This window comes from Mycolicibacterium arenosum (genome assembly GCF_024320865.1).
GTDB classification, from domain to species: Bacteria; Actinomycetota; Actinomycetes; order Mycobacteriales; family Mycobacteriaceae; genus Mycobacterium; species Mycobacterium arenosum.
On sequence record NZ_JANDBD010000002.1, the window covers coordinates 224,930 to 245,188 of the forward strand.

Here is a 20,259-nt window from a genome sequence, read left to right on the forward strand (position 1 = left end):
GTGATACGCCTTCCGCGCACCGTGTGGACGCAGCTGGTGATCCTGGCGGCGGTGACCGTGATCGCCGTCGGCATCATGGCGTTCGGGTTCATCAACGTCCCCGCGCTTATCGGGATCGGTCGATACCACGTCACGGTCGACCTACCCGCGACCGGCGGGCTGTACCCGACGTCGGTGGTGACCTACCGCGGCACCGAGATCGGTCGCGTCGAGTCCGTCGACGTCACGGCCACCGGCGCGAGGGCCGAACTGAAGCTGAACTCGGACACGCCGATCCCCGCCGACGTCGAGGCTGCGGTGCACAGCCGATCGGCGGTCGGCGAGCAGTTCCTGGAACTGACGCCCAAGGGCGACGACGGCGGCCGGATGCTGGCCGACGGCGATACCATCGCCGCTGCGAACGTGACCGTCCCCGCCGACATCGGCAGCCTGCTCGACGCGACGAACACCGCGCTGAAGGCGATTCCGCAGGACAACCTGAAGACCGTCGTGGACGAGGCGGCGACGGCGGTGGCGGGGCTGGGACCCGAACTGTCGCGCATCATCGACGGCTCCACGTCGCTGGCGATTCAGGCGGGCGAGAAGAAGGATTCGATCACCCAGCTGATCGACCAGGCGCCCGCCGTGCTGGAGTCGCAAGTGCGGACCTCGGATTCGATCGCGACGTGGGCGCAGCGGCTGGCGTCGATCACCGGCCAGCTGGCGGCTCAGGACCCGGCCTTCGCGGACCTGCTGCGCAAAGGCGCGCCCGCGCTGAACGAGGGCAGGGCGCTGCTCGACCGGGTTGCCCCCGCGCTGCCCGTGTTGCTGGCCAACATGGTCAGCCTCGGCGACATCGCGGTGACCTACCGGCCCAACATCGAGCAGTTGCTGGTTCTGTTCCCGCAGGGCACCGCGGTGATGTCCGCGATCGCGCTGCCGAACGCCGACACCCAGCAGGACTACAAGGGCATCTACCTCGACTTCAATCTGAACCTGAACCTGCCGCCGCCGTGCAACACCGGCTTCCTTCCCGTGCAACAACAGCGCTCGCCCGTCAACGAGGACGCGCCCGACCGCACCCTCGGCGAGCTCTACTGCCGGCTGCCTCAGGACTCGAACATGAATGTCCGTGGTGTGCGCAATATTCCGTGTGCGGGTAACCCCGCCAAGCGCGCGCCGTCAGTGGAGTTGTGCGAGAGCAACGAGAACTACGTGCCGCTCAACGACGGCACTAACTGGAAGGGCGACCCCAACGCGACGCTGTCGGGTCAGGGGGTGCCGCAGTTCGCGCCGGGGGTCGCCTGGCCCGGCCCGGATGTCGCCGCGGCGCCACCGAGCGCGGCGCCACCCGTCGCCTTCGTGCCGTACGACCCCGCCACCGGAGCGTTCACCGGGCCCGACGGGCGTCGTTACACCCAGGCCGATCTGGCGCAGCAACCCGCCACCTCGTGGGAGTCCCTGCTGATACCGCCCGGCCGTTAGTTCCGACTCGCTACGGTTGCGCCATGGCAACCACCGATTCGCGTGAAGTCACGATCGCAGCGACGCCCGAGGAGATCCTCGACGTCATCGCCGACGTGGAGTCGACACCCAGCTGGTCCCCGCAGTACACCAAGTCCGAGATCCTCGAGCGGTATCCGGACGGGCGGCCCAAGCAGGCCAAGATGACGGTCAAGGCCGCGGGCATCACCGACGAACAGGTGATCGAGTACACCTGGACCGATAGCAGCGTCACGTGGACACTGCTCTCGTCGAGTTCGATGAAGGCGCAGGACGCGGGCTACACGCTCACTCCGGCAGGGGACAAGACCAAGGTCCGGTTCGACATGAAGATCGACCTGTCGGTGCCGCTGCCCGGATTCATCGTCAAGCGCACGCTCAAGGGCGGCATGGAGACCGCCACGGACGGGTTGGCCAAGCAGGTGCTGAAGGTCAAGAAGGGCTAGCGGGTGGCCATCACCGAACGACGCGAGGTCGTCATCGAGGCGACACCCGACGAGATCCTCGACGTGCTCCTGGACATCGAGCACCTGACCGAGTGGTCCTCGGCGCACCAGGAGGTCGAGGTGCTCGAGCGAGACGACAACGGGCACCCGAAGAAGTCCCGCATGGTCGTCAAGGTCGTCGGGATCAGTGACGAGCAGTTCATGGACCACGCCACCTACCCCGACGGCATCGGCTGGACGCTGGTGAGCTCCCAGCAGCAGCGCGCGCAGGACGCGCGCTACACCCTGATCCCCGAGGGGGACAAGACGCGGGTTCGGTTCGACCTCATGGTGGATCTCATCGCGCCGCTGCCCGGCTTCCTGGTGAAACAGGGCGCGAAGGGTCTGCTCACGACCGCGACCGAGGGGCTGCGCAAGCGGGTGCTGAAGGTCAAGAAGGGCTAGCGCATGGGTCCCCTGGCCGGGGTGAGGGTCCTCGAACTCGGCGGTATCGGACCGGGTCCACACGCGGGCATGATCCTCGCCGACCTGGGTGCCGACGTCGTGCGCGTGCGCCGCCCCGGTGGCCTCGCGATGCCCGCGGAGAACGTCGACCTGATGCACCGCGGCAAGCGCGCCGTCGACCTCGACGTCAAGAACGACCCGCACCTGCTGCTGGACCTGGCGGCCAAGGCCGACGTGCTGCTGGACTGCTTCCGGCCGGGCACGTGCGAGCGGCTCGGCATCGGGCCCGCGGAGTGCGCGGCGGTCAATCCGCGGCTGATCTTCGCGCGTATCACCGGGTGGGGGCAGGACGGCCCGCTGGCGCGGACGGCGGGGCACGACATCAACTACCTGTCGCAGACCGGCGCGCTCAGTGCCATCGGCTTCCGCGACCGGCCGCCCGTCGTGCCGCTGAACTACGTTGCCGATTTCGGTGGCGGGTCGATGTTCGTGCTGCTGGGCATTGTGTCGGCGTTGTACGAGCGGGAGCACTCGGGACGGGGGCAGGTGATCGACGCCGCGATGGTCGACGGCGTGAGCGTGCTGTCGCAGATGATGTGGACGCAGAAGTCGACGGGCGCGCTGCGGGACCGGCGGGAGACGTTCCTGTTGGACGGCAGCGCCCCGTACTACCGCACCTACGAGACGGCTGACGGGCAGTACATGGCGGTGGGATCCATTGAGCCGCAGTTCTTCTCGCAACTGCTCCAGGGGCTCGGCCTGTCGCCCGAGGAGGTCCCGCCGCAGCACGACCGTGACCGCTTCGAGGAGATGGCGGCGATCCTCACCGAGCGGTTCGCGACGAAGACCCGCGCCGAGTGGACGGTGATCTTCGACGGCACCGACGCCTGCGTCACCCCGGTGCTGACCTGGACGGAGGCCGCGACCAACGACCATCTGCTGGCGCGCTCGACGTTGACCGACGTCGACGGCGTCACGCAGGCCGCGCCCGCGCCTCGGTTCTCGCGGTCCCAGCCGGGCCCTATCGGCCGACCGCCGCAGCAGACGACGGCGCGCTCCGATATCGGTTGGTGACGGCGATTTGCTGCTGGCAACGTCGTCGATGAACAAAATCGCAGTTCGCGAAAAGTCTTGCCTCAATCTAAGGGCAGTCTTATATTTGCCTGATGGCTGTACGAGCGTCGAGAGAAGTCCTCTTCGACGCCTCGCCGGAGGCGATCCTCAATGCGCTCGCCGACATCGACGAGGTGCCGTCCTGGTCCACCCTGCACAGGTCCACGGAAGTCGTGGACCGACATCCCGATGGCCGACCCCATCACGTGAAGGCGACCGTGAAGATCATGGGGATCTCCGACACGGAGATGCTCGAGTACCACTGGGGTGACGACTGGATGGTGTGGGACGCCGAGGAGACGTTCCAGCAGCGCGGCCAGCACGGGGAGTACAAGCTGATCCGCGAGGGTGACCGCACCCGAGTCAGATTCGACCTGATCGTCGACCTCGCCGCGCCGATCCCGTCCTTCCTGATCAAGCGCGCCAAGAAGATGGTGCTCGACGCGGCCGTCGACCGGTTGCGCTGCCGGGTGACGCGCTTCTACGGCTAGGAATCGGCACGATCTAAACGGAATGTGCCGGGACGCCCTGGCGCTGACCCGTACATGCCCACAGGAGTAGTACTCGATCCGGACAGGTCCGCCCCCAACCACGTCGACGCCGCCGTCGATCAGGCGCGCCGCGCCTATGCCGCCGGCGTGCGCCAGGTGTGGATCGCGCAGCAGTTCGACCACGACGCGATCACGCTGTCGGGTCTCGTCGGCGCGGCCGTACCGGGGCTGGGCGTCGGGACATTCGTCGTACCGATCAACCCTCGCCACCCGCTTGTCCTCGCATCGCAGGCGCAGACCGCGCAAGCCGCGGCGCATGGGAACTTCAGCCTCGGACTCGGTCTCGGTGCCCACGCGCCCGAGGCGAAGGCGTTCGGCGTCGAATGGACGAACACCATCGGTCGGCTCCGCGAACACCTGCAGGTGCTGCGCTCGATCTTCGACTCCGGCACCGTCGACTTCCAAGGTGCGGAGTTGTCCGCGAGCCCCGAGTGGCCGGTCACCGTTGCGGGTGGATCACCGTTACCGATCTACGTTGCGGCCATGGGGCCCAGGGCGTTACGCGTCACCGGAGAACTGGCCGATGGCACGCTGCCGTACCTGGCGGGGCCACGGACACTCGATGAGTTCATCGTGCCTACCATCGCGTCGGCGGCTGCCGAGGCCGGCAGGCCCGCGCCGGAGGTGATCGCCGCCGTGCCGGTCCTCGTCACGGACGACATCGACGCGGGCCGCGACGCCGCCGCCGAGGCGCTGGGCTTCTACACGTCGATTCCGTCGTACGCGAAGGTCATCGAACGCGAGGGCGTCGACTCGGTGATCGACCTCGCCGCGGTCGGCACCGCCCAGGACGTGGCCAGGCAGCTGCGCCGCTACCGGGATGCAGGCGCCACCGATGTCGTGCTGAGTCCGCTGGTGCGAACCGGAATCGCCGCGCTCGAGCCGGTGTGGGAGGTCGCCGCGTCCTTGTGAATGGCGGCTAACCGGTAGCGGGGACTGGGTGCTGGCATCGACGACGCCGGCGCGGGATCGCGGGAGGCTCGAGCCATGAGAAGAACACTCCTCGCCACCGCCGCCGCCACCGGTTACATCTTCGCCGCCGGATTCACCATGGCCGCCCCCGCCAATGCCGACCCCTACGGCGGTCAGCAGGCCGACACCGTGGTGAGCAGCCTGCAGGCCAAGGGTTACGACGTTCAGGTCCAGGGGGACGCGGAAGCGCCGCTCTCGGAGTGCACGGCCACGCAGGTCAGCGGTCTATCGGGGCCGGGTTCAACCGTCTACGTCACGCTGTCGTGCGACGACGATCACGACGAGTGACCTTTCAGCACCTGCAGCCGGGAGATCGCCTCGGTCATCGTGTCGTCGCGTTTGCAGAAGGCGAAGCGCACCAGGTGATTCCACTGGTCGATGTGGCCGGAGTTCGGATCGCAGAACGCCGACATCGGGATCGCGGCGACACCCGCCCGCTCGGGCAGTTCGGCGCAGAACGTCGTCGAGTCGGCGTAGCCGAGCGGGCGCGGGTCTGCGCACAGGAAGTAGGTGCCGTGGCTGTCGTGGACGGCGAAGCCGATGTCGGCCAGCGCCGCCGCCAATCGATTCCGCCTGGCTTCGAACGACTCTCGTAGCGCCGCGGACCAGCCGTCCTCGTCGTTGAGCGCCTGGGCGACCGCCGGCTGGAACGGTGCCCCGCCGACGTAGCTGAGGTACTGCTTGGCCGCCCGCACCCCTGCAATGAGTTCGGCTGGGCCGCAGGCCCATCCGATCTTCCAGCCGGTGACGTTGAACATCTTGGCCGCGCTCGAGATGGTGATGGTGCGCGACGCCATGCCTGGATACGACGCGAGCGGAACGTGCCGCAGGCCGTCGAAGACCAGGTTCTCGTAGACCTCGTCGGTGATCACCAGCAGGTCGTGGGCGACGGCGAGGTCGGCGATCGCGGCCAGTTCCTCGTGCGAGGCCACCGTGCCCGTCGGGTTGTGCGGCGAGTTCAGCATCAGCGCGCGGGTCTTCGGGGTGACCGCGGCGCGCAGCGCGTCGACGTCGATCGCGAACCCGTGGCCGTCGGCGACCATCGGCACCGCCACCCGGTGACAGCCGGCCATCGCGATGACGGGGGAGTAGGAGTCGTAGAACGGCTCGATGATCAGCACCTCGGAGCCGGGTTCGACGAGTCCGATGACAGACGCGGCGATGGCCTCCGTCGCCCCGACGGTGACGAGGATCTCCGTGTCCGGGTCGTAGCCGATTCCGTAGTGGCGCCGGCGCTGGGCGGCGATCGCCTCGCGTAGCGGCGCGATGCCCAATCCCGGCGGGTACTGGTTCACCCCGTCGGCGATGGCCTGCTCGGCGGTCTTCAGCATGGCCGCCGGGCCGTCCTCGTCGGGGAACCCCTGACCCAGGTTCACCGCGCCGACGCGGGCGGCGAGCGCGGACATCTCGGCGAAGATCGTCACCGCGTAGGGCTGGAGTCGGGCGACTGTCATGCTCACCGAGCCTAGCGACGCCCGTATTCCGCGCTAACGGTGTACACCTCGTGCCTGTCAGACCATCCCGGTTGGGCTCTGATGGGGTGCTGACGAACAACGACGAGTCCATCGCTGTGGTGACCCGAGCCAACACGGGCATCGGCCTGCACCTCACCCGACAGCTCCTACACGAGCGTCGACGCGCCCGCGGTGCCACACCGTCCGAACAGGTGGTGTCGGCACTTTCCGCCGTCGTCGCGGCGACTCACATGATCAAGAGGCTCGACCATCCGGAGCTCGACGACCTGAGGCTGGCCCGCGACGTGATCACAGCATCGTGATGTTCTTCGCGATTTCGACATCACGCGGGCCGCACGACGTGGTTGCGAACGTGGTCGAAGACGACCTCCGTGCGAACTCCGGCGACCTCGCGTCGTTTGGTCAGTGAATCGAGCACGAAATCCCGTAACGCCTCCGTCGAGGGCACGGCGACGTGCACCAGGATGTCCTCGCTGCCGGTGGTGATGAACACCTGCAGGGTCTCGGGCAGCCGGATCACGAAATCGCGGAAGCCCTGCACGATCTCGCGGGACTGCGGCCGCAGCCGCACCGTCACCATCGCCTGGACCGGTCTGCCCAGCATGGCGGGGTCGGCCGCGTAATGCACGCCGGTCAGCACCCCGCGCTGTCGTAGCGCGCGTACACGCTCGAGAGCGGTCGACGGGGCCACCCCGAGTTCGGCGGCCAGCTCGCGATTACTGCGTCGACCATCCGCCTGCAGCGCGGCGAGGATCGCCGAATCAAGTTCGTCCATGCCGCCTCTCTCCGACCTATCGCCGAACATAATTCGGCACGGGCACCATGGCAAGGTGCGGATGGCTAGCTTCTGTCCTCATGAACGATCAAACACCCGCTTTCGACACTAAGATAGCGGTCATCTTGCGCGACGACCTGCCCACCTGGCAGAAGCTCAACGTGACGGCGTTCCTGGCCAGTGGTATCGCCGCGACGGCCGACGAGTCGATCGGCGAGAACTACGTCGACGCCGACGGCACCAAGTACACGCCGATGTTCGGTCAGCCCGTCATGGTCTACACCGCGGACGCCGCTCGGATGACCAGGACGCTCACCCGCGCGCTGTCGCGTGGTGTCGTGCCCGCCGTGTTCACCTCCGAGTTGTTCACCACCGGGCACGACGCGGCCAACCGCGCGGCGGTGGCCTCGGTGGCGCAGGCCGAACTTGATCTCGTCGGGATCGCGCTTCGCGCCGATCGCAGGACCGTCGACAAGGTCGTCGACGGATTGAAACTGCACGCTTAACCGAAGTTGGGATCGACCACCCGCAGCTTCTCCGCGATTCGGGTCAGCGCCTGGATGTCGCTGGCGTTCAACGGGTCCAGCACGAATTCGCGCACGGCGCGCATGTGGATCGGCGCGGCCTCGACGACCAGGCGGTAGCCGGCGTCGGTCAGATGGGCCAGTGTGTAGCGGCCGTCGTCGGGGTCGGGGGATCGCGTCATCCAGCCGCGCTGTTCGAAGCGCTTGACCACGTTGGAGAGTCGGGACAGCGACCCGTTGGCGAGGAATGCCAACTCGCTCATGCGGATTCGGCGGTCCGGCGCCTCGGAGACGTGGCTCAGCGTCAGGTACTCGAATAGCGTCAGGTCGACCTCGCGCAGCGGTGCCTCGAGCTTTCCCGGCAACAGCAGCATCAGCGACACCAGCCCGGTCCAGGCCTGCTTCTCGCTCGGGGACAGCCACTGGGGCTCCTCGGTCTTCGCCATTCGTTCACTTTACGCATGAAGTCATCACGTGTACGGTTGACTTCATGCATGAAGTGAAATCGGAAACAGAGGTCGAGTTCTTCGTAACACCGGGATTCGGCGAAAAGCTCAAGGGCATGCTGCATTACAGCCAGGCCGTCAGGATCGGGAACCGGGTGGAGATCTCCGGCCACGGCGGCTGGGATGACGACATCAACATCGCCGAGGAACTCGAAGACGAGATCGTGACGGCGTTCGACAACATCGAGCGGACGCTCGCGACGGCCGGTGCCACCTGGCGCGACGTCGTCCACGTCAACAGCTATCACAAGCTCGCCGACGGTGCCGTCACGATCGGAGCCGACCACAACGACGTCATGGCCGCGCAGTTCCGCCAGCGGATGGGGGACCGGGCGCCGATCTGGACCCAGACCGGTGTCACGGTGCTGGGGGCGCCGACGATGCGCGTCGAGATTCGCGTCACCGCCGTCGTGAGGGACTGATCGTTAGGGAATGAAACGGTCGCCGGAGGCGCTGAGGCAGCCATGACGTTCACCCTCGGCGAAGACTCCCCACTGCTGCAGCCCGTGACGATCGGCGACACCGTCGCCGCCAACCGGATCTTCATGGCGCCGCTGACCCGGTCGCGGGCGCAGGCGGACGGCACGCCGTCGGATCTCGCCGCGGAGTACTACTCCCAGCGCGGAGCGGCGGGAGTGATCATCAGCGAGGCCACGGCCGTCTCGGCCGACGCCAACGGCGCGTACATGAACACCCCCGGCAACTACACCGACACCCATCAGGAGAAGTGGGCAGAGATCGCCGCCGCGGTGCACGAGACCGGTGGCCGGATGTTCATGCAGCTGTGGCACGTCGGCCGGATGGCCCATCCCGACATCAGCGGAACCGAGGTGGTCGGGCCGTCGGCGATCGCGGCCGACCTGACGACACACACACGACAGGGCAAGCAGCCGCTGCCGGTGCCGCGGGCGCTGGACACCGCCGAGATCGTCCCGATCGTCGAGCGGTTCCGCGCGTCCGCGCGCCGGGCGATCGACGCGGGCATGGACGGCGTCGAGATCCACTCGGCCAACGGCTACCTGCTGCACGAGTTCCTCTCCGACGTCGTGAATCAGCGCACCGACGCCTACGGCGGGTCGCCGGACAATCGCGCCCGCCTGACCGCCGAGGTGGTCGAGGCCATCGTCGCCGAGGTCGGCGCGGGCCGCGTCGGACTGCGCATCTCGCCGGGAAACCCCGCAGGCGACATGCGCGAAGTCGACACCATCGGCGCCTACGAGGCGCTGCTGAACCGGATCGGCGGGCTCGGCCTGGCCTACCTGCACGTGGTGGCGGATCCGTCGACGCCGGAGTTCGGGGTCATCCGCTCGCTGTGGCCGCAGACGCTGGTGCTGAACACCGGGCGCGCGACCGACACCAGCTTCTGCCAGCTCGAGGAACTCGCCGACTGGGGCGTCATCGGTGCCGCCGCGGTGGGCCGGGCGTTCCTCGCCAATCCGGACCTGATCGACCGGCTGCGCGTGGGCGCCGACCTCAACACCCCGGATGAGGCGACGTTCTACGCACCGGGCCCGGTCGGCTACGTCGACTACCCGACGCTCGCCGACCTGGAGCTCAAGAGCGCCTGACCTTCTTCCGCGAGCCGGAATCTGACGACGTTCACGGCCCTGGAACGTCGTCAGATTCCATGTCGGTGGGTTATGACCACGTCGGGGAGTTGAGTGAACGCGGCGTAGGCCCTGAGCAGCCGCCCAACCAAGCGGTTGGGCGAGGCTGCTAGGCTCGGCTCGCGAGGACTACCCTCCACGTGGGATTTCACCTGCGTACCCCAACCTCACAAGGACTTGGAGAGTCAGACATGTCCGAAGAAGCCTTCATCTACGAGGCGATCCGCACGCCTCGTGGCAAGAACAAGAACGGCGCGCTCAACGAGATCAAGCCGGTCAACCTGGTCGTCGGCCTCATCGACGAACTCCGCGTCCGATTCCCCGACCTGGACGAGAACCTGATCAGCGACGTCATCCTCGGCGTGGTGTCGCCGGTCGGCGACCAGGGCGGCGACATCGCCCGCACCGCCGCGCTGGTGGCCAAGCTGCCCGAGACCACCGGCGGCTTCCAGCTGAACCGCTTCTGCGCGTCCGGCCTCGAAGCCGTGAACACCGCCGCGCAGAAGGTCCGCTCCGGCTGGGACGACCTGGTGCTCGCCGGCGGCGTCGAGTCGATGAGCCGCGTGCCCATGGGCTCCGACGGCGGCGCCTGGGCCACCGATCCCGAGACCAACTACCGCATCGGCTTCGTCCCTCAGGGCATCGGCGCCGACCTCATCGCCACCATCGAGGGCTTCACCCGCGACGACGTCGACGCCTACGCCCTGCGTTCGCAGGAGAAGGCCGCGGCGGCGTGGTCGGGCGGCTACTTCGCCAAGTCGGTCGTCCCGGTCAAGGATCAGAACGGCCTCGTCGTTCTCGACCACGACGAGCACATGCGCGCTGACACCACCCTCGAGGGCCTCGGCAAGCTGAAGACCGCGTTCGACGGCATCGGCGCGATGGGCGGCTTCGACGACGTGGCGCTGCAGAAGTACCACAACGTGGAGCGCATCAACCACGTCCACACCGGCGGCAACAGCTCCGGCATCGTCGACGGCGCCGCGCTGGTGCTCGTCGGATCCGAGGCCGCGGGCAAGTCCCAGGGACTGACCCCGCGCGCCCGCATCGTCGCGACCGCCACCAGCGGCGCCGACCCCGTCATCATGCTGACCGGCCCGACGCCGGCCACCAAGAAGGTGCTGGACCGCGCCGGGCTGACGGTCGACGACATCGACCTGTTCGAGCTCAACGAGGCCTTCGCGTCGGTGGTGCTCAAGTTCCAGAAGGACCTGAACATCCCGGACGAGAAGCTGAACGTCAACGGCGGCGCCATCGCGATGGGCCACCCGTTGGGCGCCACCGGCGCCATGATCACCGGAACCATGGTCGACGAGCTCGAGCGTCGGGGTGCGCGCCGCGCGCTCGTCACGCTTTGCATCGGCGGCGGCATGGGCGTCGCGACCATCATCGAGCGGGTGTAAGGAAAAATCATGGCAGAGAACACCATTGCATGGGACAAGGATGCCGACGGCATCGTCACCCTGACGCTGGACGACCCCACGGGCTCGGCCAACGTGATGAACGAGCACTACCAGGAGTCGATGCACAACGCCGTCGAACGGCTTGTCGCGGAGAAGGATTCGATCACCGGTGTGGTCATCGCCAGCGCGAAGAAGACCTTCTTCGCCGGTGGTGACCTCAAGGGCATGATCAACCTCGGGCCCGAGAACGCCGGTGAGGCGTTCGCGATGGTCGAGGCGGTCAAGGCCGATCTGCGCAAGCTCGAGACGCTCGGCAAGCCCGTCGTCGCCGCCATCAACGGTGCGGCGCTCGGCGGCGGCCTGGAGATCGCGCTGGCGTGTCACCACCGCATCGCGGCCGACGTGAAGGGTTCGGTCATCGGCCTGCCCGAGGTCACGCTCGGCCTGCTGCCCGGTGGCGGCGGCGTCACCCGCACGGTGCGCATGTTCGGCATCCAGAAGGCGTTCATGGAGATCCTCTCGCAGGGAACGCGTTTCAAGCCGGCTAAGGCGCTCGAGACCGGCCTGGTCGACGAGGTCCTGCCGACCGTCGACGAACTGGTCCCGGCGGCCAAGGCGTGGATCAAGGCCAACCCCGACAGCCACACCCAGCCGTGGGATGCCAAGGGCTACAAGATGCCCGGCGGCACCCCGAGCAGCCCCGGCCTGGCGGGCATCCTGCCGTCGTTCCCGGCGCTGCTGAAGAAGCAGCTGAAGGGCGCGCCGATGCCCGCACCGCGCGCGATCCTCGATGCGGCCGTCGAGGGGGCGCAGGTCGATTTCGACACCGCGTCGCGCATCGAGAGCCGCTACTTCACCCAGCTGGTCACCGGCCAGGTCGCCAAGAACATGATCCAGGCGTTCTTCCTCGACCTGCAGTACATCAACTCCGGCGGTTCCCGCCCGGATGGCATCGCCAAGCAGGAGATCAAGAAGATCGGCGTGCTCGGCGCGGGCATGATGGGCGCGGGCATCGCCTACGTCTCGGCCAAGGCGGGTTACGACGTCGTCCTGAAGGACGTCTCGATTGAGGCCGCGCAGAAGGGCAAGGGCTACTCCGAGAAGCTCGAGGCCAAGGCGCTCGAGAGGGGGCGCACCACGCAGGAGCGCTCCGACGCGCTGTTGGCGAAGATCACGCCGACAGCCGACGCCGCCGATCTCAAGGGCGTCGACTTCGTCATCGAGGCCGTCTTCGAGTCGGTTGAGTTGAAGCACAAGGTCTTCCAGGAGATCGAGGACATCGTCGAGCCCAACGCGCTGCTGGGGTCGAACACCTCGACGCTGCCGATCACCGGCCTGGCTGCCGGCGTGAAGCGCCAGGAGGACTTCATCGGCATCCACTTCTTCTCACCGGTCGACAAGATGCCGCTGGTCGAGATCATCAAGGGCGAGAAGACCTCCGACGAGGCGCTGGCCAGGGTGTTCGACTACACGCTGGCCATCGGCAAGACGCCGATCGTCGTCAACGACAGCCGCGGCTTCTTCACCAGCCGCGTCATCGGCACCTTCGTCAACGAGGCGCTGGCGATGCTCGGCGAGGGTGTCGCCGCAGCCAGCATCGAGCAGGCGGGTTCGCAGGCCGGCTACCCGGCGCCGCCGCTGCAGCTGTCCGACGAGCTCAACCTCGAGCTGATGCACAAGATCGCCGTCGCGTCCCGCAAGGGCGTCGAGGACGAGGGCGGCACCTACACTCCGCACCCGGCCGAGGCGGTCGTCGAGAAGATGATCGAGCTCGAGCGGCCGTCGCGGCTCAAGGGCGCCGGCTTCTACGAGTACGTCGACGGCAAGCGCGTCGGCCTGTGGTCCGGGTTGAAGGACACGTTCGGTTCCGGCAAGACGGATATCCCGTTGCAGGACATGATCGATCGCATGCTGTTCGCCGAGGCGCTCGAGACGCAGAAGTGCATCGACGAGGGCGTGCTCACGTCGACCGCGGACGCGAACATCGGCTCGATCATGGGCATCGGCTACCCGCCCTACACCGGTGGCTCGGCGCAGTTCATCGTCGGCTACGAGGGTCCGGGCGGCGTCGGCAAGGCCGCCTTCGTGGCCCGCGCCAAGGAGTTGGCCGCCAAGTACGGCGAGCGCTTCAACCCGCCCGCGTCACTGACGTAACCCCGCGAGCAGACGTAAAATCCCCTGAATCACTGCGATTCAGGGGATTTTGCGTCTGCTCAGCGGAGGGATGAGGGGCCGCCGGCTCGGGCCAGTAGGTAGTGCCTGGCCGGGTTCGTCCCGTCGCGATCCAACGTGGGTTCGTCGCCCGATGCGAGAATCGTCCACTCGGGCGCGAACCGTCGCTCGATCTCGGCGGGCTCGATGCCGCGCACGCCGGACGATGAACCGGGCACGACCGCCACGATCAGCAGCCGAGCCTCTGCGGACGTCACCGCCGACACCTCTCGCACGTACTTCTCGCGATCCCCTGCGCTCATCCCGTGCAGGCAGCCACTGTCGATGACGAGATCGAAGCCGTCGCCGACGCCCTCCGAACTCAATTGTGTGACATCGGCTTTCACGAACTCGACGGTCTTGCCGGTGGCCTTGCGCCGCGCCTTCGCCAGTGGTTTCGCCACGTAGTCGACGCCGGTGACGTGCCAACCGTGCTCGGCGAGGTAGATCGCGTTGTCGCCGGTGCCGCAGCCCAGGTCGAGCGCCTTACCCGGCGTCAGCGTGCCGCCCTCGATCAGGTCGGTGAGGCTGCGGGCCAGCGCGTGACCGTCCCACGGGGTGAACCCGAGTCCGTAGAGCAGCCGGAACGTCAGGTTTCGCCCGCCCATTGGTCAGAACCCGCCGAGGTCGGACGACAGCCAGTGCTCGGGGCGCATCCGGATGGTCACGCTGTCGCCGTGCTCGCGCCGCGCGAACTCGAGGTACGGCTCGACCTTGTCCGGCGGGAGGTACCGCTGCACCATCTCGACGAGCTCGTCGTCGGTGGCGGGCTCGATGCCGCTGACGGTGCCGTCCACCGCGACGTAGCGCACGGTCGGCTCCAGCCGGTCGACCATCAGCGTGAACCGGCCCGCCGCCTCGATCAGCCGGTGCTTGCGGGACCCCAGCCCGGTGTGGACCCACGGCTCACCGCCGGGCGAGTACTGGTACCAGATGGGCACGGTCAGCGGGCCGCGCTCGTCGCCGGCGCTCACCGACAAGGCGGCCACGTGCGGCTCGGAGAGGAACTGTTCGCGTTCATCCGTCGAAAGTGCCATGAGCTCCAGGCTAGCCACGCACGGCGACGGCCAAACCGGTCACGCCCGCCGGTCCAGCCACTGATCGGTGACTCCGACGATGTCGCGAATGCCATCGGCCAGCAGGTCGGCGAGGAAGGCCGCGATGGGTCCGCCGATCAACGGCACCCGGACGTCGACGATCCCGGTGCCGTCCAGCCGGGTCCCGGCACCGTCGCCGGTGAGCCGCACGTCGCCTCGACCGGAGATCGGGGTTCGGGGTGCGGCGACCTCGACGGCACCGCGCAATCCGCCGTCGACCGGCTGCCACTGCTCGCGCTGCACGATCCGCAGTGAGCCCAGCCGCAGCGGCCGCAGCACAGCGGGCAGTTGCTCACCGCCGAACCGCATCGTGATCTCGACCGTCGTCGTGCCGTCCGTCGCGGTGCTCAGCGTGTCCAGCCGCGGCGCGCCGGCGGCGTACAACTCGAGGCGCGCCCGCCAGTACTCCCGGTCGGCGAATGCCGAGCGGAGCCCGCCCACGGGGTGTGGGGAGGACGCGGTCAGGTGAACGGTGCGGGACACGGCACGCGACCCTACCGACGCCCCGGCCCGTGCAGATCTCGCAATCTGCACGGATCTCGCTGAGAGTGTCGGCGCGCGCGGTAAAGCAATCGTCAAACCCCTGTACGGCCGTGCTGGCCAATTAGCCGAGAGTGTGTCGGCGAGGTGTACGAGCCGAACCGTCGAATTCTGGAAATCGGCACGCTGAGTGGACGTGGAATTGTGCTCGCAGAAATTCGGTGAATCAGATGCAGGGCTTGAAACCGAAGCCGAGTTCGGGGCCGCACGTGGTCAACTTGGGCGGCGCGGGGAGCTTGGGCGGCGCGGGCAGCTGCGGAACGCCGAGTCCGGGGAGCTGCGGCGCGACCACGAGATCGGGCACCAAACCGATACCGAAGCTCGGGAGAACGACGTCCGGCAGCGCGACCGTGGCCAGCGGCGGAATGCCGGAGGCGTCGAATTTCGGCAGCTCAGACGGTGATGGAAGCTGCCTGAGCTGCTCTTCCAGCGTTCCCGTCCGCGCTGCCTGGGCCCGGCACTTGCCGGCGGCCTCGTCCACCACGGTGCCGTCGGGACAGCGCACGCCGCACTGCCCGGCGTCCACGGTGCTGCCCTCGGCGCACTCATCCGCGTGGCTGACCGCGGGTAGTGCGAGCGACGTCAGTGGCGCGATCGCCAACACCGAACCCGTGACGAGGGTCCGCAGAACTCCGCGCGAATTGACAGCCATGATCGTCCTTAGAACGCTAAAGAATCGTATTAATCGAATTCGAGTGTAGACAATTGGCCGCATTCGCGCTGGCATCGGAAACAATCGCGAGAACCGGAATTTCTTGCGATTATCGGGCCGATCGTACGGATTGCGGGTCGACGGGGCCCGTCGACCGCCGGCGCACTCCGACCTAGAGTGGGATCCCGTGCACTTCGGACTCTTCATCCCGCAAGGTTGGCGACTCGATCTGGTGGACATCCCGCCGGCGAGCCAGTGGGGGGTGATGAGCGACCTCGCGGCGTACGCCGACGGCGGCGCGTGGGACTCCCTGTGGGTGTACGACCACTTCCACACGGTGCCCGTCCCGACCGACGAGGCCACACACGAGGCGTGGACGCTGATGGCCGCGTACGCGGCGACCACGTCGCGTATCAAGCTGGGCCAGATGTGCACGGCGATGGGTTACCGCAATCCGGTGTACCTGGCGAAGGTCGCCGCCACCGCCGACATCATCTCAGGCGGCCGGGTCCAGATGGGCATCGGCGGTGGCTGGTACGAACACGAGTGGCGAGCCTACGGCTACGGCTTCCCGTCGGCCGGTAACCGGCTCGGCAAGCTCGACGAGGGTGTGCGGATCATGCGTGATGCGTGGCGCGACGGCCGAGTCAGCTTGGACGGCAAGCACTACCAGGTCGACGGCGCCATCGTGGCCCCGAAGCCGCTGCAGGAGGGCGGCCCACCGCTCTGGATCGCCGGCGGCGGCGAGAAGGTGACGCTGAAGATCGCCGCGAAGTACGCGCAGTACACCAACTTCGTGTCGGAGCCCGAGGGCTTCGCGCACAAGTCGAAGGTGCTCGAGGGTCACTGCGCCGCAGTGGGCACCGACTACGGAGCGATCGTCCGGTCGGCCAACTTCAACGCCGTCGTCGGGGAATCCGAGGCCGACGTCGCCGATCGCGTCGAACGCCTCCGCGCCCGGCAGACCACCAAGGCCAACGCGGAGGCGGTCGAGGCGATGCTCGCGAACGTGACCGCACCGGATTCGGCCAGTGGAACGCCGGAGCAGATCGTCGAGAAGCTCAAGCGGATGCAGCTTCTCGGCTGCGAGTACGCAATCATGTACTTCCCCGAGGCCGCCTACGACCGTTCCGGTATCGAACTGTTCGAGCGCGAGGTGATTCCGGCGCTCGCCTGATACTGGGCGAGCAGCCAGCCGTCGCCCTGCCGGGTTAGCACGACGCCGATGCGCAACTCCACGGCGGGCCTCGCCACGTAGGCGAAGGTCGCCGTCAGATAGCCGGTCACGACATCGGCTGACAGCAGCCGACTTTCGAGCACCCGATAGGTGACCGTCATGCCCGCCGGTTGCGAGTCGTAGTAGGCGGCGACGCCGGCACGGCCGACGCTGTGCGGCCGCAGGCCCTGGAAGACCGCGTCCTCGGTGAACACCGCGGCCACGGCGTCGGGGTCGTGTGCGTCGATACCGCGCTGCCAGCGGTCCATCACCGCCCGCACGATCTGCTCGGCGGTCATCAGTGGCCCGCGCTCTGGCCGCCGTCGAGATGCAGGATCTCGCCGGTCACGAACGACGCGGTTTCCAGGTACAGCACGGCGTCCACGACGTCGGACACCTCGCCGATGCGCTGCACCGGATGCAGTTGTGCCAGCGCGGCGTACGTCGACGGGTCGTGCATTGGTGTCTTGATGATTCCGAGAGCGACTGCGTTGGAACGGATTCCACGTGTCGCGTACTCGATGGCCAACGCCCTGGTCGCGGCGTTCAGGCCGCCCTTGGTGAGCGACGCCAGCGCCGACGGCACCTGCGAGTTGGCGTGCTCGACGAGCGTGGTCGAGATCGTGACGAGGTGCCCGCCGGCGCCGCGTTCCAGCATCGCGGCCACGCCTGCGCGGGACACCTCGAAGAAGCCGCGGAGGTTCACGCCGGTGATCGCGTCGTAGTCCTCGTCGGTGTAGTCGACGAACGGCTTGGCGATGAAGATGCCCGCGTTGTTCACGATGGTGTCGAGGCGGCCGAACCGCTCGAGGGTGGCGTCGACGACGCGTTGCCCGGCGCCGGGTTCCGCGATGTCGGCGGGTACGGCGAGGACCATCGGGTCGCCGCTCTCGGCGATGGTGCGGGAGGTCGCGGCGACGGCGTAGCCGAGCTTCCGATATCCGGCGACCAGTGCCTCGCCGATCCCCTGGGATGCGCCGGTGACGAGTGCGACGCGTTCTTCTGCGGTCATGTGCTGCTCCTTCGAGTGAATGTGTTCTGCACTCCGGAACGAAGCGTCGACCACCGCGCGTCCCGCCCGCCAGGACGGCTTTGCTCTCTACTGGTAGGCGCAACCTCGCACTGCACTACGCTGACGTCCGTGGAGTTGCGGCAGCTGCGCTACTTCGTCACGGTGGCCGACGAGTTGAACTTCGGTCGCGCCGCAGAGCGGCTGCGCATCGCGGGCCCGTCGCTGTCGCAGCAGATCAAGGCGCTGGAACGGGATCTCAAGGTTCAGCTGTTCGACCGCGACCGGCGCTCCGTCGCGCTGACCGCGGCGGGCGCGGCCCTGCTCCCGCGGGCCAGGGCCCTGATCGGTGAGGCCGACGCCTTCCGGCGTCAGGCACTGGGCATCGCGTCGAACGAGCCGGTTCGGATCGGGTGCGTGCAGTGGTGTCCGACGGACTGGTCCGAACGCGCGGCCGGCGTCGCGCAACTGCGCATCGACACGTGGGTGATGCCGTCGCACGCGCAGGCCGCGCGGGTGGCGGACGGCAGTCTGGACCTCGCGATCTGCTGGGTGCAGCGTGCCGACACGGCGGCGCTGTCGCTCGATGCGCGGCTGGTCGGCACCGACGAGCTCTACGCGCTGGACGTCGGTGCGAACACCTCCCCGGTCCGGGCGCGCGACGTCACGGTGCTGGTGGACGCCGACGACGCCAGCTGGTCGTCGTGGAACCGGTACGCCGAGCAGTTCGCGGAGGCCACCGGAGCGACGGTCGTGCACGTCGACGACGGCGGGGTGACGGGCTCGACCTTCTTCGATCACGTCCGCCGGCTGCGGCGCCCGGTGCTCAACAATCCCAAGGGGCAGAACGACGCAACGCCCGCGGGGCTGTCGCGGCGCCCGGTTGTCGCACCCGCACCGCTGTGGACCTGGTCGCTGGTGTGGCGCCGCGGGGAGCAGAACCCCGGCGTGCTCGCCGTCGTCGAGGCGTTCACCCGTGACGCGCCCCCGACTCCGCTGGTGGTCGCGGACGCCTGGCTGCCGCAGGACGATCCGCATCGCGGGTGAGCGCCGCGCATCCGACGCGCAGCCACAACGCGGTGAGCGCGGACGTCAGTACGATTGCGGCCGAGGTGATGAGCGCCGCGCGAAAGCCGTTGTGCAGCAGTGGCGTGACGACCAGCGGGCCGACGATCTGCCCTAGGGAGTAACCGGTGGTGAGCAGCGCCACCGCGCTCGCCGAACCCAGCACCCTGCCCGCAGCCAGCGTGATCGTGCTGATCCCGATGAAGGTGCCGCCGAACAGCAACGCGCCGACCAGCGCGGCCGTCGGGCCGCCGACGACGGCCGTGAGCGCGATGCCCGACGCCTGCAGCGTCAACGCGATCACCAGGAGGGTCGGTCGCGACCACCGGGTGCTCGCCCACGCCCACACCGCTGCCGACGGTGCGGCGGCCAGTCCGACGACCACCCAGGCGCTGCTGCCCAGCCAGGCCGGTTCGCTCACCGCGGCGACGAGGAACGTGCCGGCGATGATGTAGCCGACGCCTTCGAGCGTGTAGCAGACCAGCAGCACGGTGAACCAGCGGTGGGAACGGTGTTGGAAGTCAACGTGAGTCGGCTCTGCCGCATCGTGCTCGGCGGGCCGCATGTGCCAGGCGATGGCGGCGACGACCGCTCCCAGCGCCGCCGCGGCCAGCCATGCGGTGCGCCACCCGGTGGCCGGTAGCAGGAGCACCAGCGCGCCGGACATCGCGATGCCGATTCCGACGCCGCCGAAGCCCCAGCCCGGCAACTGCGCTGACCGGCCGCGCGCGTGGTCCAGCATCCAGTCGACGGCGATGATGAAGACGGCCGCGCTCGCCACGCCCGCCACGAACCGGATGACCAGCCAGGCCGCGACGCTGTGCGTCATCGGCATCGCGAGCAGGCTCACCACCACGGCGGCCAGTGCCATTCGCCAGCTGAGCGTTGTGCGCGTCGCACGCGGCCAGGCCACGGCGGCCAACGCGCCGGCCAGGTAGCCCGCGTAGTTCGCGGTCGCGAGACCGCTTGCCGCGCTTGGGCTCAGGCCGATCTGCGCCGTCATCAACGGGAGGATGGGCGTGTAGACGAAGCGCCCGATTCCCATGGCCGCAGCCAACGCGGCAGCGCCACGGGCGATGTGGACGTGTGGAGTCATCTCGCCATGGTGCGCACCGGGTTCCACGCCGCGCCACGACGCGTGTGCTCTCAGCTGTGAGGAATCGCCTACAGC

At 68.2% G+C, this 20,259-nt stretch carries 25 protein-coding genes; 15 read left to right on the forward strand and 10 right to left on the reverse strand.

Annotated features, from left to right (window positions below; genetic code table 11):
- The 7 genes from NM203_RS04880 (at nt 1) to NM203_RS04910 (ending at nt 5,296) form a co-directional block, all read left to right on the forward strand.
- Complete coding sequence (locus NM203_RS04880) at nt 1-1,464, forward strand: MCE family protein (protein ID WP_255058565.1); 1,464 nt, start codon at nt 1-3, stop codon at nt 1,462-1,464.
- Nucleotides 1,465-1,487: 23 nt separating this feature from the next.
- A complete protein-coding gene (locus NM203_RS04885) occupies nt 1,488-1,928 on the forward strand; it encodes an SRPBCC family protein (protein ID WP_255058566.1) in 441 nt (146 codons plus the stop codon).
- Nucleotides 1,929-1,931: 3 nt separating this feature from the next.
- Nucleotides 1,932-2,372, forward strand: a complete 441-nt coding sequence (locus NM203_RS04890) for an SRPBCC family protein (protein ID WP_255058567.1) — start codon at nt 1,932-1,934, stop codon at nt 2,370-2,372.
- Between the two features lie 3 nt (nt 2,373-2,375).
- Nucleotides 2,376-3,446: a CaiB/BaiF CoA transferase family protein gene (locus NM203_RS04895; protein ID WP_255058568.1), complete on the forward strand. Its 1,071-nt coding sequence runs from the start codon at nt 2,376-2,378 to the stop codon at nt 3,444-3,446.
- 92 nt (nt 3,447-3,538) lie between these two features.
- Nucleotides 3,539-3,976: an SRPBCC family protein gene (locus NM203_RS04900; RefSeq protein ID WP_255058569.1), complete on the forward strand. Its 438-nt coding sequence runs from the start codon at nt 3,539-3,541 to the stop codon at nt 3,974-3,976.
- A gap of 54 nt (nt 3,977-4,030) precedes the next feature.
- The gene (locus tag NM203_RS04905) at nt 4,031-4,948 is read left to right on the forward strand and encodes an LLM class F420-dependent oxidoreductase (RefSeq protein WP_255058570.1); all 918 of its coding nucleotides are present in this window, start codon (nt 4,031-4,033) and stop codon (nt 4,946-4,948) included.
- A 75-nt stretch (nt 4,949-5,023) separates the two neighbouring features.
- Nucleotides 5,024-5,296 (forward strand): hypothetical protein, encoded by a 273-nt coding sequence (locus tag NM203_RS04910; protein WP_255058571.1) that lies wholly within the window; start codon nt 5,024-5,026, stop codon nt 5,294-5,296.
- Here NM203_RS04910 and NM203_RS04915 read toward each other — a convergent pair.
- Complete coding sequence (locus NM203_RS04915; protein WP_255058572.1) at nt 5,284-6,462, reverse strand: pyridoxal phosphate-dependent aminotransferase; 1,179 nt, start codon at nt 6,460-6,462, stop codon at nt 5,284-5,286. The two genes, NM203_RS04910 and NM203_RS04915, sit on opposite strands and share 13 nt — an antisense overlap.
- A 50-nt stretch (nt 6,463-6,512) precedes the next feature.
- Here NM203_RS04915 and NM203_RS04920 point away from each other — a divergent pair, with 50 nt between their 5' ends.
- A complete protein-coding gene (locus NM203_RS04920) occupies nt 6,513-6,785 on the forward strand; it encodes a hypothetical protein (RefSeq protein ID WP_255058573.1) in 273 nt (90 codons plus the stop codon).
- Between the two features lie 20 nt (nt 6,786-6,805).
- Here NM203_RS04920 and NM203_RS04925 read toward each other — a convergent pair whose 3' ends face one another.
- Nucleotides 6,806-7,258 carry an Lrp/AsnC family transcriptional regulator gene (locus NM203_RS04925; protein WP_255058576.1) on the reverse strand — a complete coding sequence of 151 codons (453 nt, stop codon included), beginning with the start codon at nt 7,256-7,258 and terminating at the stop codon, nt 6,806-6,808.
- Nucleotides 7,259-7,338: 80 nt separating this feature from the next.
- Between NM203_RS04925 and NM203_RS04930 the strand changes: the two genes are divergently transcribed.
- Nucleotides 7,339-7,764 (forward strand): PTH2-like family protein, encoded by a 426-nt coding sequence (locus NM203_RS04930; protein WP_255058577.1) that lies wholly within the window; start codon nt 7,339-7,341, stop codon nt 7,762-7,764.
- Here the strand turns inward: NM203_RS04930 and NM203_RS04935 are convergent.
- Nucleotides 7,761-8,228: a MarR family winged helix-turn-helix transcriptional regulator gene (locus NM203_RS04935; protein WP_255058578.1), complete on the reverse strand. Its 468-nt coding sequence runs from the start codon at nt 8,226-8,228 to the stop codon at nt 7,761-7,763. The genes NM203_RS04930 and NM203_RS04935 overlap by 4 nt on opposite strands.
- Before the next feature lie 44 nt (nt 8,229-8,272).
- Between NM203_RS04935 and NM203_RS04940 the strand changes: the two genes are divergently transcribed.
- From NM203_RS04940 to NM203_RS04955, 4 genes are all read left to right on the forward strand, one after another.
- Nucleotides 8,273-8,710 (forward strand): Rid family hydrolase, encoded by a 438-nt coding sequence (locus NM203_RS04940; protein ID WP_255058579.1) that lies wholly within the window; start codon nt 8,273-8,275, stop codon nt 8,708-8,710.
- 42 nt (nt 8,711-8,752) lie between these two features.
- Entirely contained in the window at nt 8,753-9,856 is a 1,104-nt protein-coding gene (locus NM203_RS04945) for an alkene reductase (RefSeq protein ID WP_255058580.1), read from the forward strand.
- A 230-nt stretch (nt 9,857-10,086) separates the two neighbouring features.
- Nucleotides 10,087-11,298 carry an acetyl-CoA C-acetyltransferase gene (locus NM203_RS04950; RefSeq protein ID WP_255058581.1) on the forward strand — a complete coding sequence of 404 codons (1,212 nt, stop codon included), beginning with the start codon at nt 10,087-10,089 and terminating at the stop codon, nt 11,296-11,298.
- Nucleotides 11,299-11,307: 9 nt separating this feature from the next.
- Nucleotides 11,308-13,452 carry a 3-hydroxyacyl-CoA dehydrogenase NAD-binding domain-containing protein gene (locus tag NM203_RS04955; protein ID WP_255058583.1) on the forward strand — a complete coding sequence of 715 codons (2,145 nt, stop codon included), beginning with the start codon at nt 11,308-11,310 and terminating at the stop codon, nt 13,450-13,452.
- A 59-nt stretch (nt 13,453-13,511) separates the two neighbouring features.
- On the opposite strand, the gene NM203_RS04960 is transcribed toward NM203_RS04955, so the two are convergent.
- The 4 genes from NM203_RS04960 to NM203_RS04975 all read right to left on the reverse strand — a co-directional run bounded on the left by NM203_RS04960 (nt 13,512) and on the right by NM203_RS04975 (nt 15,798).
- Nucleotides 13,512-14,117 carry a class I SAM-dependent methyltransferase gene (locus tag NM203_RS04960; protein ID WP_255058584.1) on the reverse strand — a complete coding sequence of 202 codons (606 nt, stop codon included), beginning with the start codon at nt 14,115-14,117 and terminating at the stop codon, nt 13,512-13,514.
- A 3-nt stretch (nt 14,118-14,120) separates the two neighbouring features.
- The gene (locus tag NM203_RS04965; protein ID WP_255058586.1) at nt 14,121-14,546 is read right to left on the reverse strand and encodes a pyridoxamine 5'-phosphate oxidase family protein; all 426 of its coding nucleotides are present in this window, start codon (nt 14,544-14,546) and stop codon (nt 14,121-14,123) included.
- 39 nt (nt 14,547-14,585) lie between these two features.
- Nucleotides 14,586-15,089 (reverse strand): DUF2505 domain-containing protein, encoded by a 504-nt coding sequence (locus NM203_RS04970; RefSeq protein WP_255058587.1) that lies wholly within the window; start codon nt 15,087-15,089, stop codon nt 14,586-14,588.
- Nucleotides 15,090-15,312: 223 nt separating this feature from the next.
- Complete coding sequence (locus NM203_RS04975; protein ID WP_255058589.1) at nt 15,313-15,798, reverse strand: hypothetical protein; 486 nt, start codon at nt 15,796-15,798, stop codon at nt 15,313-15,315.
- 187 nt (nt 15,799-15,985) lie between these two features.
- Here NM203_RS04975 and NM203_RS04980 point away from each other — a divergent pair, with 187 nt between their 5' ends.
- Entirely contained in the window at nt 15,986-16,975 is a 990-nt protein-coding gene (locus tag NM203_RS04980; protein ID WP_255058590.1) for an LLM class F420-dependent oxidoreductase, read from the forward strand.
- Here the strand turns inward: NM203_RS04980 and NM203_RS04985 are convergent.
- Nucleotides 16,918-17,313, reverse strand: a complete 396-nt coding sequence (locus NM203_RS04985; RefSeq protein WP_255058591.1) for a YybH family protein — start codon at nt 17,311-17,313, stop codon at nt 16,918-16,920. The two genes, NM203_RS04980 and NM203_RS04985, sit on opposite strands and share 58 nt — an antisense overlap.
- A complete protein-coding gene (locus tag NM203_RS04990) occupies nt 17,313-18,026 on the reverse strand; it encodes an SDR family NAD(P)-dependent oxidoreductase (protein ID WP_255058592.1) in 714 nt (237 codons plus the stop codon). Before NM203_RS04990 ends, NM203_RS04985 begins: the two co-directional genes overlap by 1 nt.
- A 129-nt stretch (nt 18,027-18,155) precedes the next feature.
- On the opposite strand from NM203_RS04990, the gene NM203_RS04995 reads away from it, so the two are divergent.
- Nucleotides 18,156-19,070, forward strand: coding sequence for a LysR family transcriptional regulator (locus tag NM203_RS04995; RefSeq protein ID WP_255058593.1), 915 nt, complete (start codon nt 18,156-18,158; stop codon nt 19,068-19,070).
- On the opposite strand, the gene NM203_RS05000 is transcribed toward NM203_RS04995, so the two are convergent.
- Nucleotides 18,994-20,184, reverse strand: a complete 1,191-nt coding sequence (locus NM203_RS05000; RefSeq protein WP_255058595.1) for a YbfB/YjiJ family MFS transporter — start codon at nt 20,182-20,184, stop codon at nt 18,994-18,996. The two genes, NM203_RS04995 and NM203_RS05000, sit on opposite strands and share 77 nt — an antisense overlap.
- Nucleotides 20,185-20,259 lie beyond the last annotated feature (75 nt).